General features: G+C 62.8%; 13 protein-coding genes. 2 read left to right on the top strand and 11 right to left on the bottom strand.

All coding sequences use genetic code 11. The features are described from left to right. Positions 1 to 6: 6 nt before the first annotated feature. The 6 genes from CXQ89_RS05795 to CXQ89_RS05770 all read right to left on the bottom strand — a co-directional run bounded on the left by CXQ89_RS05795 (position 7) and on the right by CXQ89_RS05770 (position 6100). On the bottom strand, positions 7 to 450 hold the full coding sequence (locus CXQ89_RS05795) for a DUF2304 domain-containing protein (RefSeq protein WP_104160545.1): 444 nt from the start codon (positions 448 to 450) through the stop codon (positions 7 to 9). Next, on the bottom strand, positions 447 to 1166 hold the full coding sequence (locus CXQ89_RS05790; RefSeq protein ID WP_258059928.1) for a glycosyltransferase family 2 protein: 720 nt from the start codon (positions 1164 to 1166) through the stop codon (positions 447 to 449). The genes CXQ89_RS05795 and CXQ89_RS05790 overlap by 4 nt, the downstream gene beginning before the upstream one ends. A 248-nt stretch (positions 1167 to 1414) precedes the next feature. After that, the gene (locus tag CXQ89_RS05785; RefSeq protein WP_104160544.1) at positions 1415 to 2320 is read right to left on the bottom strand and encodes a glycosyltransferase family 2 protein; all 906 of its coding nucleotides are present in this window, start codon (positions 2318 to 2320) and stop codon (positions 1415 to 1417) included. After that, positions 2317 to 3744, bottom strand: coding sequence for a bifunctional dTDP-4-dehydrorhamnose 3,5-epimerase family protein/NAD(P)-dependent oxidoreductase (locus CXQ89_RS05780; RefSeq protein WP_104160543.1), 1428 nt, complete (start codon positions 3742 to 3744; stop codon positions 2317 to 2319). The genes CXQ89_RS05785 and CXQ89_RS05780 overlap by 4 nt, the downstream gene beginning before the upstream one ends. A gap of 4 nt (positions 3745 to 3748) precedes the next feature. Then, on the bottom strand, positions 3749 to 4747 hold the full coding sequence (gene rfbB, locus CXQ89_RS05775; protein ID WP_104052531.1) for a dTDP-glucose 4,6-dehydratase: 999 nt from the start codon (positions 4745 to 4747) through the stop codon (positions 3749 to 3751). Positions 4748 to 4813: 66 nt separating this feature from the next. After that, positions 4814 to 6100, bottom strand: a complete 1287-nt coding sequence (locus tag CXQ89_RS05770; RefSeq protein WP_104160542.1) for a hypothetical protein — start codon at positions 6098 to 6100, stop codon at positions 4814 to 4816. Positions 6101 to 6397: 297 nt separating this feature from the next. On the opposite strand from CXQ89_RS05770, the gene rfbA reads away from it, so the two are divergent. Next, positions 6398 to 7267, top strand: a complete 870-nt coding sequence (gene rfbA, locus CXQ89_RS05765; RefSeq protein WP_104160541.1) for a glucose-1-phosphate thymidylyltransferase RfbA — start codon at positions 6398 to 6400, stop codon at positions 7265 to 7267. Between the two features lie 104 nt (positions 7268 to 7371). Further along, entirely contained in the window at positions 7372 to 9375 is a 2004-nt protein-coding gene (locus CXQ89_RS05760) for a DUF6541 family protein (RefSeq protein WP_104160540.1), read from the top strand. Positions 9376 to 9475: 100 nt separating this feature from the next. Here the strand turns inward: CXQ89_RS05760 and CXQ89_RS05755 are convergent, their stop codons facing one another. The 5 genes from CXQ89_RS05755 to CXQ89_RS05735 form a co-directional block, all read right to left on the bottom strand. Further along, on the bottom strand, positions 9476 to 10207 hold the full coding sequence (locus CXQ89_RS05755) for an ABC transporter ATP-binding protein (protein WP_104160539.1): 732 nt from the start codon (positions 10205 to 10207) through the stop codon (positions 9476 to 9478). 3 nt (positions 10208 to 10210) lie between these two features. Beyond that, complete coding sequence (locus CXQ89_RS05750) at positions 10211 to 11083, bottom strand: ABC transporter permease (protein ID WP_104160538.1); 873 nt, start codon at positions 11081 to 11083, stop codon at positions 10211 to 10213. A 2-nt stretch (positions 11084 to 11085) separates the two neighbouring features. Next, positions 11086 to 13002, bottom strand: coding sequence for a glycosyltransferase (locus CXQ89_RS05745; RefSeq protein ID WP_104160710.1), 1917 nt, complete (start codon positions 13000 to 13002; stop codon positions 11086 to 11088). A gap of 92 nt (positions 13003 to 13094) precedes the next feature. Further along, the gene (glf, locus tag CXQ89_RS05740; RefSeq protein WP_104052536.1) at positions 13095 to 14282 is read right to left on the bottom strand and encodes a UDP-galactopyranose mutase; all 1188 of its coding nucleotides are present in this window, start codon (positions 14280 to 14282) and stop codon (positions 13095 to 13097) included. 105 nt (positions 14283 to 14387) lie between these two features. After that, positions 14388 to 16448 (bottom strand): acyltransferase family protein, encoded by a 2061-nt coding sequence (locus CXQ89_RS05735; protein WP_258059886.1) that lies wholly within the window; start codon positions 16446 to 16448, stop codon positions 14388 to 14390. Positions 16449 to 16549 lie beyond the last annotated feature (101 nt).

The raw sequence follows: 16549 nt of genomic DNA, 5'->3' as shown, positions 1-16549 counted from the left end.
GGTGTCTTAGCCGTGGCGCGGTCCCTGCAGGCCGTCACCGTGATGAGGCGCCGGTGAACTTCCGTCCGCAGTCCCGTCCTGGCCGGACGACACAGACAGGGCTTCGACACGGGCGGTGAGCTTGTCCAGGGCGGCTCGAAGGATGGCTGCCTCTTCGGCCAGCGCTCTCGTTTCGTCCTCGACCACCGAAATTTCCAGAGACAGGTGCAGGCACACACCCAGGACCAGGAAGATCGCCAGGGTAAAGAGGAGGTTGGCCGGAATAGCGAACCCTGCCAGATCGGATGCCCAGCCCAGGAGTTGCGGGAACCCTGCCAGGACGATGATCAGCAGGCCGACAATGACCCACAGGACAGCGTATTTTTCTTTCAGCTTGCGCTGGCGCAGAAGCAGGACCACCCAGCAGACCACTGCTAGGGCAAGGAGGAACGGTAAGAGGGTGGTGGTCATTTCGCTGCGCTCCGGTCGGTTCCCACGCTGGTCTTCTTGCGTGACATGGCAATGAGCAGGGCGAAGCCGCTGCGTGCCAGGTAGATGGCCGCCTTGGCCGGGTTGTGGCTGGGCTGCCCGCCCTGGCGGGGCCGCATTTCCACCGGCACCTGGGTAACGGTCAGTCCGGACCGGACGGCAACAACCAATGAATCAATCGTGTCACCCAGGTACTCGGCCGGATAATGCTCACAGTACTGGTCGATGGCGCGCGCGTTGCCCGCGCGGAATCCGGACGTGACGTCGGTGAGGCGGGTTTTGGCGATCTTGGAGATGGACCACCCGAGAAATGACATGGCCCACTTCCGCGGGCCGCGCACTTCGTAGCTGCCCTTGTCCGCAAACCGCGCGCCGATGGAAATGTCCGCGTGCTGCAGCCCGTCTACAACGTTGATCAGGTCCTTGGGATCATGCTGGCCGTCTGCATCGACCTGGATGACCCGTTCATAACCGTGCCTCTTGGCATATTTGAAGCCGGCCCGCATGGCTCCGCCCACGCCGAGGTTGAACGGCAGCCGCAGCACGGTAGCACCGGCTGCTTCAGCGATATCGGCTGTGCCGTCCGCAGATCCGTCATCGACGACAAGGACGTCGGCGTTGGGGACGGCGCCAAGGACTTCCGTCACTGTGTTGCCGACGGACTCTGACTCGTTCCATGCCGGCATGATGACCAAAATACGGTCTTCAACGGCCGGAAGACTAAGCCTGTCCGTGGCTGTCTCGTGATTATTCTGCCCGCTCAGTGGTTCCAACTCCTACATAGTGCTGAAAGCGTGATCAAACCCGCCGCATCCCAAAAGCTTGTGCGACGTCGCCTCATTATCTGTGGTGTCCCCTTATTAAGGTATCCCAGGTCTGTCCGGGCCGCTGCCATAGCGTGGGGAACCGGGGGGGCACCCTCTCTCCGGGCAGGCCCGAAGAGCAGTTAGCTGCCGAAGGCGTGCCGCAGCAGAATCGGAACCGCACGGGTGTTCCCCGAGCGCAGGGCTCCGGGAACCAAGACAAGAGCGTGCGCACGCGAGGTGAGGTGCAGCCGGGCGGCCCGCCGGGTGCGGGACCACCCCTTGTCTGCCGTCAGGCTGGCTGCCAGGGAGAAGAACCGGCGCTCCCCCTCGAACCGGCTGCCGTCCACCAGTTCCAGTGAAGACGCACTGGAACTATGTCGGCGATAACAAAATACGGGGTCCGGAAGCACCATCAGGTCTTCGCCGTCCATGACCAGGTCCAGAATGAGGGCGAGGTCCTGAATCACGGAAAAATCGTCACGGAAATCATGGGTTTGGACGGCGTCCCGCCGGAAGGCCAGAGACGGCCAGTACAGCCAGTTTCCATGCATCAGGCCCGCCATCAGGCGGTCTCCGTGGAGCGTACGGACGGGCGGAGTCCGCGGCCGAAGCATCTTCTGCTTGACGCTGTCCGCCAGCGTGGCGGACTGTTTACCGTGCTCATCCACCACCTGGACCCCGGGCTGAATGATCCCGACCCGTGGAGCCGCCCGGTGAGCCGCCATCACCGTCTCGACGTAGCCGGGCAGCATGAAGTCGTCGCAGCCCATAATGACCAGCCGCGGCTCGGTGGCCATCTGCACGCACCGGCGGAAATTCTCGGTAATGCCGCAGTTTTCCGGATTGCGGATGTACCGGATTCGCGGTTCCTCCGCCAGCCCGGCAAAGTACTCGTCAACGGCGCGGTCCGGGTAATCATCGTTGATGACGGTCAGGCGCCAATGGGGGCTTGTCTGGCTGCGCACACTCTCCACCGCGGTCCGCAAATAGCCAAGGTCTCCCCAGAACGGGATGTAAATGCCCAGCACTTCCGGCTCGGCGGTCATGATTCTTCTCCCAAATCCCGGACATAGCTCTCCAGGCGCTTGGCCGCGGTCTCGGGCACAAACCCGGCGGCCTCAAGTTTGCCCAGGTCCAGGGTGGAGAGCAGCGGCCGCGGAGCCACGCCCTCCTTGCCCGCGAAGTACTCCGCCGTGGACACACCCGTCACGGACTCCGGTGCCGCCTCGCAGAGACGGAACACCTCCCGTGCAATCTCCGCCCAGGAAACAGCGGGCCCGGTGTTCGTGAGGTTGTACGTACCGTACGGGGCACCGGATTCCAGCAGATGCCGGATACCTGCGGCCAGGTCCTCGGTGAACGTGAGCCGGCCGATCTGGTCATCCACCACTGACGGTGTAATCCCCCGGGCGGCCAGGGAGGCCATGGTCTTCACAAAGTTGCTGCCGTCCCCGATCACCCAGGACGTGCGGACAATATAGTGCGCCGGCACGGCCCCCGCCACGGTGTCCCCGGCGGCCTTGGACTGCCCGTACACGCCCAGCGGCGAGAACGGTTCATCCTCGCGGTGCGGCTCAACAGTGCCGTCGAAAACATAGTCCGAGGAAACCTGCACCAGCGTGATCCGGTGTTCCACGGCAACCCGGGCCAGCCGGGCCACGGCTTCGGCGTTGATGGCCCAGGCCGCCGCCCTGCCCTCGGCTGTTTCAGCGGTGTCCACGGCCGTGTACGCGGCCGCGTTGATCACCGCTGAGTAATTCTTCCAGTTCCGTGACGCGAAGGACGCGGGATCGGTGAGGTCAAAGTCGGTGCGGGCAGCGAACTCAACGTTCCCGGCGCCGTCGTACTCAGCGCGCAGGGCACGGCCCAGCTGTCCGTCCGCCCCGAGGACCAGGATCTTCTTCGGCGGCATCGGCACCACATCGGCCAGCCGCGGATGGGCCTTGTCCTTGTCCGAGAGCTCCGCCTGTTCCAGCGGGATCGGCCACTGGATGGCCGCGGTCTCGTCAGCGAGGTTCAGGAACGTGTACTGCCCCTGGGCACCGGCGCTCCAGTGGTCATTGACCAGGTACGTGTAGGCGGTGTTGTCCTCCAGGGTCTGGAAGGCGTTGCCCACCCCCCGCGGGATGAAGATGGCCGTATCCGGGCCCATCTCGGCGGTAAAGACCGTGCCGAAGGACGGGCCCTCGCGCAGGTCCACCCACGCGCCGAAGATTCGGCCTGTGGCCACGGAAATGTACTTGTCCCAGGGCTCGGCGTGGATGCCGCGGGTGGTGCCGGCCTTTTCGTTGAAGGAAATGTTGTTCTGCACCGGCCCGAAGTCTTCCAGCCCCAGCGCAAGCATCTTTTCCCGCTGCCAGTTTTCCTTGAACCAGCCGCGGTTGTCGCCGTGGACCGGGAGGTCATACAGGACGACGCCGGGAATGGGCGTGGAGCGGGCAGCCAGCGGCTTGGAGAATTCTACGGTCATGGCGTTACTGGCCCTGGACCTTGTACTTGGCTTCGGTGACGTCCTTCTGGGGCCGCCACCATTGCTCGTGTTCCCGGTACCAGGCGATGGTGTCCGCCAGTCCCTGCTCAAAATTGGAGAACTGCGGAGCCCAGCCCAGCTCGGAGCGCAGCTTGGAGGAATCAATGGCGTAGCGCAGGTCGTGCCCGGGCCGGTCGATGACCTGGTCATAGGCGTCCGCGGGCAGCCCCATGTGCGTCAGGATCAGTTCCACGACTTCCTTGTTGTTCTTCTCCCCGTCAGCGCCGATCAGGTAGGTCTGGCCGATCTCGCCCTTTTCAATGATGGTCAGCACGGCCGAGGAATGGTCGTTGGCGTGGATCCAGTCCCGCACGTTCTCCCCGGCACCGTAGAGCTTGGGCCGCACGCCGTCGATCACGTTGGTGATCTGGCGGGGAATGAACTTTTCCACGTGCTGGTACGGGCCGTAGTTGTTGGAGCAGTTGCTGATGGTGGCCTGCAGCCCGAAGGACCGGACCCAGGCGCGCACCAGCAGGTCCGAACCGGCCTTCGTGGAGGAATACGGGCTGGAGGGGTTGTACGGGGTGGCTTCGGTGAACCGTGCCGGGTCATCCAGTTCCAGGTCGCCGTAGACCTCGTCCGTGGAGATGTGGTGGAACCGGGTGCCGTGCTTGCGGGCCGCTTCGATCAGCGTGTAGGTGCCGATGATGTTCGTGTCCAGGAACGGGCGCGGGTCATGCAGCGAATTGTCGTTGTGGGACTCAGCGGCGTAGTGCACCACGACGTCGGCCTCAGCCACCAGCGGATCCACCAGGGCGGCATCGCAGATATCGCCCACGACCAGGGTGAACCGTGCCGGGTCCAGGCCCTGCAGGGAGGCACGGTTGCCGGCATAGGTGAGCTTGTCCAGCACCGTAACCTGCGCATCGGTGTGCTCGAGTACGTAATGGACAAAGTTAGACCCAATAAAACCGGCTCCGCCGGTCACCAGAAGTTTCTGCATGATTTTAACCCTACCTGCCCGTCAGGGCGCCGTTGTCCGAGTCTGTACAGGCCTGCAGTCCTTCGCTCAGGGGGCTGCAGTGCTGCGCTTTGTGCCGCCGGCGGCACCGGACGCGGGCGCTGAGCGAACGATGACCCACAGGTGCACCGCGATGCCGCAGAGCGGACCCGCGGCAAGGCTGATAATCGTCCGTGTCTCGATGTCCAGCGGCAGCCACAGCAGGGCAAAGGACACCACGCAGGCCGTAACCCAGCCCAGCGAGTAGGCACGGTGCCGGTTACTGGCGATGGTCAGCGCACCGGTCAGGGTGAGCAGCGCCAGGAATCCGGCGTCGAACGTCAGTGCAGCCAGCACCGCCGGGGACATGTCATAGTGTTCGCCGAAGAAGGCCACCATGAGCCAGGGGCCAAGAAGCCACGCCGCCGCAGCACCCACCACGGCGACTCCAATCACCAAACCAAAAATGGGAGCCACTGCTTTCAGCCCCTCCGATCGCCGGGACATGAAATGGGTGATGGCGACGCCCTGGTAAGCCTGCAGCGGGATCATAAGCGGTGCCCGAGTCAGCGACAGCGCCATCAGGAGGGCAGCAGATTCCAGATACACGGAATCCGTGGTGGTCAGGCGCAGCAGGACGGGAAACCCAACCACCAGTGATGCACTGGCCGCCGCGGCCATGCAGGCATGCCACACGGTGCGCAGGTAGGGCCGCAGGCTCGTATCGGACCGCTGCAGGAAGGCTCTGCGGCTTTGGGGTGAGAGGAGCATGAACAGCAGCCAGGCAGCGGTGCCCGCGGCGGTTGCCCAGGCCAGTCCCGCTACCGTTGCCCCGATCAGCACCACCACAACCAGGACGGCGAGACGGACCGCTGACTCGGAGGCGATCATTCTCGAATAAGTCCCCCAGCGTCCCAGCCCGCCGAACTGACCCATCATGACAGCATGGCCGGCGTAAAACACCGCGGTCACACAGACCACGGGGACGAGTGCGGTGGCGTAGGTGCCAAAGACCGGCGGTGCCCACAGAGGGGACGCTGCGGCGAGGACAAGGCCCGTCCCCAGGCCCACAGCCAGAGCAACCGGGCCCATGCGGGGCCGGCGCCGGCCGTCAGGCGTTTCTGCCGGCACGGAACCGGAAACCTCGAGATTGCGTGCGGTCTTGGCGGCACGGGTGGTCTCGACGGCGATGCCGCCCAGCACGCCGATAACAAGGAACACCACAGACCAAAAGGTCAGGAAGGCAGCGTTGTCCTGCTTGTCCAGCGTGCGGGCCGCCACCACGATCACGACGTAACCCACGGCGGCGGAGGCCAGCGAGGCAGCTCCCACGCCGGCGGCCGAAGCCTGGCCCATGCCCTTTTCAGGGGTTTGAGCCCCCGTAGTTTTACCCAACTTGAACCTGATTGCTTTTCACCTCGTGTCAGCCGCTCCTTCCGGCCCGCAGCGGGACGGAGAAGATTATGCGGAGGATGCCGGGCAGAGATGCCGCCCCGGAGACAAAACTCCCACCGATCAACCCTACCGGAGCTTCACCCGGGGCACACTGCGTCCTGTGCGTGCTCTGCGCTCGGAACCTCTGTGCTCGAAACACCGCGGCCTGTCCGCGTCCTGTGATTTTGCCGGTGCCAAGGGCTGGGAGAAGATGATTCCATGCGCGGAATAATACTGGCCGGCGGCACGGGATCCCGGCTGCACCCCATCACCCACGGCATCAGCAAGCAGCTTGTCCCTGTCTATGACAAGCCGATGATCTATTACCCGCTGTCCACTCTGATCCTGAGCGGCATCCGCGACATCCTCATCATCACCACCCCGTACGACGCCGATCAGTTTGAGCGCCTGCTCGGAGACGGCAGCCAGTTCGGCATAAACATCACTTACGCCCAGCAGGCTTCCCCGGACGGGCTGGCCCAGGCCTTCATCCTGGGTGAAGAGCACATCGGCAGCGATTCCGTGGCTTTGGTGCTCGGTGACAACATCTTCTACGGACACGGCATGGGAACCCAGCTGCGCCGCTTCGAAAACGTGGACGGCGGCGCCATCTTCGGTTACTGGGTCCAGGACCCCAGCGCCTACGGCGTGGTGGAGTTCGACGCGGCCGGCAAGGCGCTGTCCCTGGAAGAGAAGCCCGCACATCCCAAGAGCAACTACGCCGTTCCCGGCCTGTACTTCTACGACAACGACGTCGTGGAGATCGCCAAATCGCTCAAGCCCTCCCCCCGCGGCGAACTGGAAATCACCGACGTCAACCGGGTTTATCTCGAACGCGGCAAGCTGAGCGTGGACATCCTTCCCCGCGGAACGGCATGGCTGGACACGGGAACCTTCGATTCCCTGAACGACGCCTCAAACTTCATCCGCACGGTGGAGAGCCGGCAGGGCCTGAAGATCGGTTCGCCCGAGGAAGTTGCCTGGCGGCTCGGATTCCTTTCGGACGATGAGCTGCGCAAGCGGGCGGAACCGCTGGTTAAGAGCGGCTACGGGGATTACCTGCTTAACCTGCTAACTCACGGGAAATAGGGCTTTGCTCACAACCGTTCAGTAGTGAGCTTGGCTCCGGGAGCAACCGGCTAAACTGGCCCTTGGCCTTTTCAGGCCGGATTTTATGCACTCAAGGAGGCCACTTGTCCTGGATACCCGCACTACCTGCCCTGCTGACAACGGCGGGGCTGGTGCTCATACCGGGGCTGGTCGTTGCGTTCTGCCTCCGCTTTAAGGGCTTTGCGGTCCTCGCCCTGGCGCCGGCCTTTTCAGCCGCGATCGTTGGTGCTTTCGGCGTCCTCGCCGGGATCCTGAACATCAGCTGGAGCATCTGGGTCTATCTCGCGGGAACGGCCATCACCGCCGTTGCTGCCTACCTGCTCACCATGAACAAAGGGCGGCAGGCGCCGGACACCGCGATTGCGGACGATGTTTCGCCCCAGGCTGAGCCCGGCAGTCCCTGGCGCGGTGTCTGGCTGCCGATTGCAGCTGCCGGGCTAGCTGCGGCCATGGTGGCCCGACGCCTGCAGCAGCTCATTGGCCAGCCGGATAACTTTGCCCAGAACTTCGACAATGTTTTCCACCTCAATGCCATCCGGTACGTGCTGGAAACCGGCAACGCCTCCTCGCTCACTCTTGGCCAGCTTCAGGGGGAAGGCTCCCTGGGCGTGTATCCGGCAACCTGGCATGCCTTTGCCGCCCTGACCGTCCAGCTCACCGGTGCGTCGGTGCCTTTGGCTGAAAACTCCATCAACATCGTCGCCGCCAGTATCATCTGGACGTTGTCCTGCATTTTCCTGGCCCGGACGCTCTTCGGGCGCAGCCCGGTTGTCACTCTGGCCGCCGCTGTCCTCTCAGCAGTCCAGATTGCTTTCCCCTTCATGCTTCTGGTGTGGGGACCGTTGTTCCCCAACACCCTGGCGCTGAGCATGATCCCCCTGCTCATCGGCATCGTGGTCATGCTGACCCGCGGAGCCCGGCTGGACAGTGACCAGTCGCTCCGCCGGTCCTGGTGGTTCGCGCTCCTGCTGGGTCTCGCCGGCATGTCCACGGCGCACATGAGCTCCGTGAATGCCCTCCTGGTGTTCGTCCTCCCGTTGCTCCTCGCTGTGTGGTGGCAGGAACTGCGCAAACTGATCAGTACGGGCGCCAACGCCCGAAGGCTGACAACGTTCTCGGTGCTGTCCGTAGCCGGTGCAGCAGTGGCGCTGGCCCTGTGGGTTTTCCTGCGGCCTGCCTTCTACGATTCCTGGGGAACTTCCCAAACCATGGGCGGAGCCATTGGCGAGGCCCTGACCAACGGCCCCATGGGCACACCGGTCAACTGGCTGGTTACCATCCTGGCCTTTGTCGGCATTGTCCATCTGTTCCGTATCCGCCGGCACCGCTGGCTGGTGGTCAGCTATGCCATTTCCGTGACCCTGTACGTGGTCGATGCTGCAGTGGAGCGCGGTTTCCTGCGCAACTTCCTGACCGGAAACTGGTACCAGGACACCTACCGGCTGGCCGGGTTCCTCCCCATTTTCGCAACAGTGCTGGGAGCCGCAGGTGCATGGGCCATCGCGCAGTACCTGATGAAGGTTGTCGGGGAGCGCAACGCCCGGCTGCGCCGCCCGGTCCCGGCACGGAACCTCAGGGCGCTGGGCGCCGGCACTCTTGCCGCGGCCACGGCCGGTGTTGCGCTCCTTGGCTACTTTGGCCCGGTCCAGCAGTACATCCAGGAAAAGATGTCTCTGTACTACTTCAATGAGGCATCGCCTCTGGTCACTCCCGAAGAGCTTGAGCTTATTGAGCAGCTGGATGAGTACGTTCCTGATGGCACCGTACTGGCCGTCAATCCCTGGAACGGCAGCTCCATGGCCTATGCCCTCGGCGGCGAGGAAGTCCTCACGCCGCATCTGTTTGCTAATCCGGACCCCGAACGCAGACTCATTTCGTATGACCTCGACAGCTTCTCGCCGGAGGTCTGCACCGCCGTGGAGGATGAAAATGTTGGCTATGTCCTGGACTTCGGCAGCCAGGTCCTGGCCGACCTCGCCGGAGACGAGTACATCGGTGTGACCGATGTGGCCGGTGAACCGGGCTTCGAACTCGTTGCCTCCACGGGCGAGAACGCAAACCTCTACCGTATTACGGGCTGCGACTGACAGGTCCCGCTGCGGAAAGCGGGCATAAGAAAGGGCGGGCCCCGCGGGGCCCGCCCTTTCTTATGCCGTCATGGCCGGGTGTGCGCTGTTCGGCGGCCTGCTAGCCCTGGCCGCGCAGGCGGGCGACAACGTCGATCACCGGCCCGTCCATGACCACCTGGCCGTGTTCAAGCAGTACGCCGCGTTCACAGATCTTGGACACCAGGTCCAGGTCGTGGCTCACGACAACTAGGGTCTTGCCCTCATCAGCCAGCTCACGGATCTTGGCGATGCACTTCTTTTGGAACGGTTCGTCTCCCACAGCGAGGATTTCATCGACGAGGAAAACCTCGGGGTTGGTATGCACCGCCACCGAGAAGGCCAGCCGGAGATACATTCCCGAGGAGTAGAACTTCACTTCGGTATCAATGAACTGGCCAATCTCCGAGAACTCAACAATCGAGTCGAACTTCTCATCGATCTCCTGCTCGGTCATCCCCAGGATGGCGCCGTTCAGGTAGACATTGTCCCGGCCGCTGAGGTCGTGGTGGAAACCTGCTCCCACCTCAATGAGCCCGGCCACCCGTCCCCTGGTCCCCACGGATCCGCTGTCGGGGCGCATGACGCCGGAGATGTGCTTGAGCAGGGTGGACTTGCCGGACCCGTTCAGGCCCAGCAGTGCCACCGTCTCGCCCTGCTCAATATTGAGCGAGACACCCTTGAGCGCGTGGAACTTCTCGGACAGGTCGCCTTTTCGTCCTTTGACCAGCCAGACGAACGCTTCTTTCATGGAGCGGGTGTGCCGCAGGACGAACTGCTTGTTGATATTGCGTACTTCAATGGCATTTACCACGGTTTACAGCTCCTGCGCGAAACGGCCTTCAAGGCGACGGAAGACTAGCTGGCCCAGCAGCAGCACAGCTGCCGAAATGGCCAGTGCAACGGGAATCCACACGGAAAGCAGATGCGGCGGAATTGCCTCGGCGCCGTCCGTGGTGGGAAGCCAGAACGCGTAGTGGAAGGTTTCCACGCCTACTGTGATCGGGTTCAGCTGGTAGATGTTGAAGTACGTCTCCCCCAGCTTGTCCCGCACCATGATCCAGGAATAGAGCACCGGCGAGGCCCAGGTGGCAATCATGAGGAGCATGTCCACCAGGTTCTCCGCATCGCGGAAGTAGACATTCACCGCTCCGAAAAGCAGGCCCAGACCGGTCGCAAGCAGGGTCACGATGATGAATCCTGCCGCCGCGGCCGCCAGCTGCAGTAGTGATGGCCGCCAACCGTTGAACAGGCACGCGACCACCAGGATGACTATCTGCGGCACAAAGTGCACTCCGGAAACCCACACGGAAGCCATCGGGAAAAGTTGGCGGGGAAGGTAGATCTTCTTGATCAGGCCTCCGTTGCCGACGATGGATCTGGACGCGTTGCCGAGCGCTTCGGTGAAGAAGTTGATCAGGACAATGCCGGAGAACAGGTAGATTGCGTAGTTTGGCAGGCCGTCGGGGTTCCGGTCGCTTTCCTCCAGTCCGAGGAAGACGCCCAGGGCAATGTAGAAGACCACAAACTGGACGCCGGGCTTCACATAGGACCACAGCAGCCCCAAAACCGATCCTCGGTACCGGACCTTAAGTTCCTTCGAAACCAGCAGTTTGAGCAGGAAGCGGGACCGGAAAATATCAGCCAGTCCTGCTCCCCGCCCCGGGGTTTCAAGCGCGCCGGTGGACAAGCTTACTTACTCTCTTCCGAGTGCTTTTCGAAGGTCGCTTTCCAGGCCTCCATGGACGTAATTTCCGGAAGCGCCTTGCGGTACTTCTGGCTCAGCTTGTGCCAGTCCTTCAGGATTTCTGCGTTGAGGCGTGCCCCCTCGGCCAGCAGTGCCCGCAGCTTCTTTGGATCCCGCTGGTACCACGAGGCTGCCGTACCGTCTGCGTTGGTGACCACCGCGCTGTCGTACTGCGACATGCGCCACCACCTGTTGTCGATGTGGGCAACCCGGGCCTGGGGCCGTTCGATGCTGGACTTCGCCACCGGCTTGGTCAGCTGCCGGACAATGGTCTTGGCTGCCCAGGGCACGAGCGTGACGTAGGACGGTGCTTTGAAACCCTGCCCGTGGCGCGGCGGCTTGACCATGCCCGGGCGGGGGAACGCCTCGGGGTCGGCTTCGAACTGTGCTTCGGAGTATTCCTTGCGCATCGCCTGGATGGCAGGGAGCCGGCTGGGCAGGATGTCGTGGAGCTGCTCCGGACCGGCGATCAGGTCCTTCAGCGCCATGACGCGTCCCTGTGCCGTGAAGTACTGCATGGAAATCAGGTGCTTGATATCAATGAAGCTGCCCTCACGCACCACCCGTCCGCCACGCGGATAGGGGCTGTGCAGCAGGGCGGTGATGATGCGGTTCCGGCTGTGGAAGTAGGCCTGCCAGTCCACGGCATCGTCTTTGTCAGCCCAGGTGATGTGCCAGACGGCGGCACCGGGCAGCGAGACGGTGTTGTAGCCTGCGGCCTTGGCGCGGAGGCCGTATTCGGCGTCGTCCCATTTGATGAACACGGGCAGGGAAAGCCCAATGTTGCGGATAACCTCGGTGGGGATCATGCACATCCACCAGCCGTTGTAGTCCACGTCCACCCGGCGGTGCATCCACGAGGTGGTGCGCAGGTTGGAGCGCGCGAAGTCGTGGCCGAGCACCTGTTCCTTGAAGGGATGATCAGGCTGGAAACGGAAGACGTTCACCGTCTCGCCGAAGGTGTGCAGGACCGAGCGGTTGTACAGGTCGAACATGTGCGCCCCGACGATGGTGGGCGTCTTGCAGTGGTCAGCGAACGTCAGCATCCGGGTGATGCTCTCCGGCTCCATGACAATGTCGTCATCGAGCAGCAGTACGTAGTCGCTGCCGCTCTCGACCGCCTCGTACATGCCGCGGGCAAAGCCGCCGGAGCCACCGAGGTTGCCCTGGTGGATCATTCGCAGCTTGCCGCCAAGCGCTGCTTCGGCTTCGGCGAAGCCCTCTGCATCGACCAGCTTCTTTGTTCCCTGGTCAACGATCAGCACCTCGGCAACGTTTTCCAGTGCCTCGGGATTGTCCGCCAGAATCTTGAGGTTGTTCAGGCAGAACTCGTTCTTGTTCAGCGTGGTGATTTCCAGCGTGATTGAACCGGGTTTCTGCGCCTCGCCTTCGGCCATCCAGTTGGCTTCAACCAGGGCCATGGGCTCGGCGCCCGCCACCAGGTCAAACCAGTACCAGCCGCCGTCGCCAAAGGGCTTCAGGGTGAGGTCGAAGTCGGAAACCGTGTCACCGTCCACCCGCCGGGTCTCCACGTGCTGCAGGGAACCGCGGGCGTTGGACTTGTAGACGCTGACGGCGCCGGCGCCCTTGGTTTCCACATGCAGGCGGACACTTTCAACGTCGGTCCAGCGGCGCCAGTAGCTCGCCGGGAACGCGTTGAAGTAGGTGCCGAAGGACAGGCGCTGCCCGGGGCGGGCAATGGTGCCGGTGCGGGAGAGGAAGTCCTCCACATGCACTTCACCGCCGGATGCGGCGGCCTCGGTGCTCTGCGTCTTGGTGGACTTCATCATGGAGCCGTCCATGGTGTTGAACTGCGCACCCATGGCAGAGCCGCTGTCGACGTACAGCAGTGCCGTGTCCATTTGGCTCTGGTCCGGGAAAATAATGCGCTGCAGTGTATGCCACTGCTCCGATTCCCCGGTGGTGCCCTGCTTTTCTTCAGTCTTCAGCTGGCTCACGCGTCAACTCCTCCGCTTTCGAGCTTTGCCCCGCCGGTGAAGTGGGGCTTGATCTTATTGTCGTACATCGACAATGCCGATCCGATCGCCATGTGCATGTCCAGATACTTGTAGGTGCCCAGGCGGCCGCCGAAGAGGACTTCCTTTTCGCCCTTGGCAAGGTCGCGGTAGGCCAGGAGCTTGGCCCGGTCCTCCGCCGTGTTGACGGGGTAGTACGGCTCGTCACCCTTCTCCGCGAACCGGGAGAATTCGCGCATGATGACCGTGGCGTCCTTGGTGTAGTCGCGCTCAGGGTGGAAGTGACGGAACTCATGGATCCGGGTGTAGGGAACGTCCTCATCCGGATAGTTCATGACCGAGGTGCCCTGGAAGTCCTCCATCGGCAGGACCTCTTCTTCGAGGTCAATGGTGCGCCAGGAGAGGTTGCCCTCGGCATAGTCAAAGTAGCGGTCCACGGCGCCGGTGTAGATGACCGGCACCTGGCCCCGGGTGGCGTCGCGGGAGAACTCATGTCCGGCGTCGAAGAAATCGGTGTTCAGGTGCACCTGGATATTGGGGTGGTCCGCCATCCGCTCGATCCAGGCGGTATACCCGTCAACGGGCAGCCCCTCGTACTTGTCGTTGAAGTACCGGTTGTCATAGTTGTACCTGACCGGCAGGCGGCTGATGATTTCGGCCGGCAGGTCCTTGGGATCGGTCTGCCACTGCTTGCCGGTGTAGTGCTTGATGAACGCCTCGTACAGCGGGCGGCCGATCAGCTGGATGCCCTTGTCATTGAGGTTGGCCGGATCAGTTCCGGCGAGCTCGCCGGCCTGCTCCTGGATCAGGGCCTTTGCCTCGGCGGGGCCCATGGAGGAACGGAAGAACTGGTTGATCGTGCCCAGGTTGATGGGCATGGAGTACACCTCGCCCTTATGGCTGGTGTACACCTTGTGAACGTAGTTGGTGAACTCGGTGAACCGGTTGACGTACTCCCAGACGCGTTCATTGGACGTATGGAAAAGGTGCGCCCCGTAGCGGTGCACCTCAATGCCCGTCTGAGCTTCCTTTTCACTGTAGGCGTTGCCGCCAATGTGGTGGCGGCGATCCAGGACAGCGACCTTAAGGCCCAGTTCCTTTGCAGCGCGCTCGGCTACGGTCAGACCGAAAAATCCCGATCCGACGACGACGAGGTCAACGTTCACTTGCTTCTCCTGTTTGTTTCGGTACGGCCCATGCGGGCACGGACCCGACGGTCTAGGTTATCCGAGAATCGGCACACCGGCACTTTTTGGCAACACGCTCCGGCGCTACCAGTTCAGAGCTGCATGGAATCGGCTCTCGAATGCGTCAATCATTGAGGCGGTATAGGTGGTTGTGAGGTGATTGTCGTCCAGGTAGACGTAGACGTTGCCCACCGTTGGGACGCAGGTGCCGTAGGGGCAGATCAGGTCCGTCATATCCATCAGCTCTACCCCCGGCACCGATGCGAAGTAAGAGGCAGTGGAGACGGGATCTGAGAGTTTCTCACTCACATCGGCGCTGCATTCTTCGGAATGCGGGCCATTGGCCTCGGCGCATCGGAGCATATCGAAGCTGTACCGAGGATTGTCACGGACGCCCACCATTGGAATCCCGGCCTGCCGCAGCACCTCGGATGCTTCCGGCAGCCCGTCGACGGGCGGATCGGCAGCCTCCACCGGGTCAGCGGCCGTCGCCACGGTGAAGACGGCGTCGGGATTAAGCTCCAGTGCGTAGTCCAGCGCTGCAGCGTTAAAGTCATTGCATCCAGGGCTCCGGCCCTCGGAGGACTCCCCGAATGAGCAGGCGCCCATCAGCAGAGAGATCAGCTGGTAGTTGTGCTCCTTCGCCATCGGCTCCAGCACCCCAAGCCACTGCTCGGTATGGGAATCCCCGATGACGAGAACAGTTTTCTCTGCCTCGCCCTTCGGCACCGATGCCATGCAGGAGTCCAACAGCACGGGATCGGACGGCCGTGTATCAAGGTCCGAACAGTCGGTTTCCAGGACACCCCATTCTTTGCCCAGCGCGCTCAGCAACGGAATGGGCTGGGCATCCGGAGTACTCATGTCATTGAAGCCTGCCAGCAACACACGCGCCCCGGGATTGTTCTTGAGCGCCTCGGCTTCAAGCCGCTCGGCCTGGACCTTCAGCCCGTACTGCCAGCCCGCTACCGGGGCTGCCACCAGGGCGACGCACAAACCAATCACTACGGCGGCCCGCATCGAGTTTCGATTGACCCAGGCCGAGGAACGAAGCGGGCGTTCAACCAGCTTGGTAGTCAGGTAGGCCAGGACAAGGGAGAGCATGATGATCGCTGTTCCGCCTACCGGTCCCACTTCCTGCCTGTCCCGCCAGATCAGGTAGATCACCAGGACGGGCCAGTGCCATAGATACAAGGCGTAGGACATGTCGCCCAGCCGCATCAACGGCTTCCAGGACAGGAACCGGTCTGCACCGATTCGGCTGCCTGTCTGCCCGGCCACGATCACCAGCGATGCCGCCATCAGCGGCATCAGCGCGACATAGCCGGGGAACTGCCCCTGCACGTCCAGCAGGAAGCCGACGCTGAGCATCGCGGCCAGCCCCAGCCACCCGGCGACAACCCGCAGGCCCCGGGGCAGCTTCAGATACGGCAGGGCCAGTGCAAGCAGGGTTCCGAAAGCGAATTCCCACAACCGGGTGCGGGTGTCGAAGTAGGCGTGCGCCTGGTTTCCGTAGGTCTCAATAATGGAAAAGGTAAAGGAAGCGGCGAAAACTGCACCAAAGACGGCCAGCACCACGGCACGGAAACGGAGCCTAAAGGCTTTGGCCAAAAGCGCCGACGCGGCGAGCAGCAGGGGCCACAGAATGAAAACCTGGCCTTGAATGGACAGCGACCAGAAATGCTGCAGCGGACTCGCGGTGCTGTGGTCCGCAGCGTAGTAGTCCACGGATTCGGCCGCCAACAGCCAGTTCTGGAAATACAGCAGCGAAGCCCAGCTCTGGGACAGAATCTCGGTCCACCTGCTTTGCGGAACAAACAGCGCCGTTGCCGTCAGTGTTCCGAGCAGCACCACCACCACGGGCGGCAGCAGGCGCTTGAATTGGTGCAGCCAATATCTTCCCAGCTGGAGGGCCCGCCCACCCTCCACCTTGCGGATAAAAGAGAGGGTCAGCAGGAAGGCGGAGATCAGGAGGAAAACATCCACACCGCCGGAGACACGCCCAAACCAAATGTGATAGGTGACGACCATCAGCACTGCGAGGGCCCTGAGGCCCTGCACTTCGGGGCGGTAGGTGGACTTTACTGCCGACGGAGCCGGGGTGTCAGGGGAGACCGGTACGGTTTCCGTTTCTAGCCTAGACACATAGTCCTCTCGTCAGTACAGGCATTCCAGCCATAGACAATACCCTCAAAGCCTTGCGGCCTGAGCTTAGGCTTCGGCCGCGGGACCGCCCACAGTCCCCG

This window comes from Arthrobacter sp. ZGTC212, from assembly GCF_002929255.1.
Taxonomy (GTDB): domain Bacteria; phylum Actinomycetota; class Actinomycetes; order Actinomycetales; family Micrococcaceae; genus Arthrobacter_B; species Arthrobacter_B sunyaminii.
The sequence above is the reverse complement of the archived record's forward strand: the minus strand, read 5'-3'. Positions and strand labels throughout refer to the sequence as shown.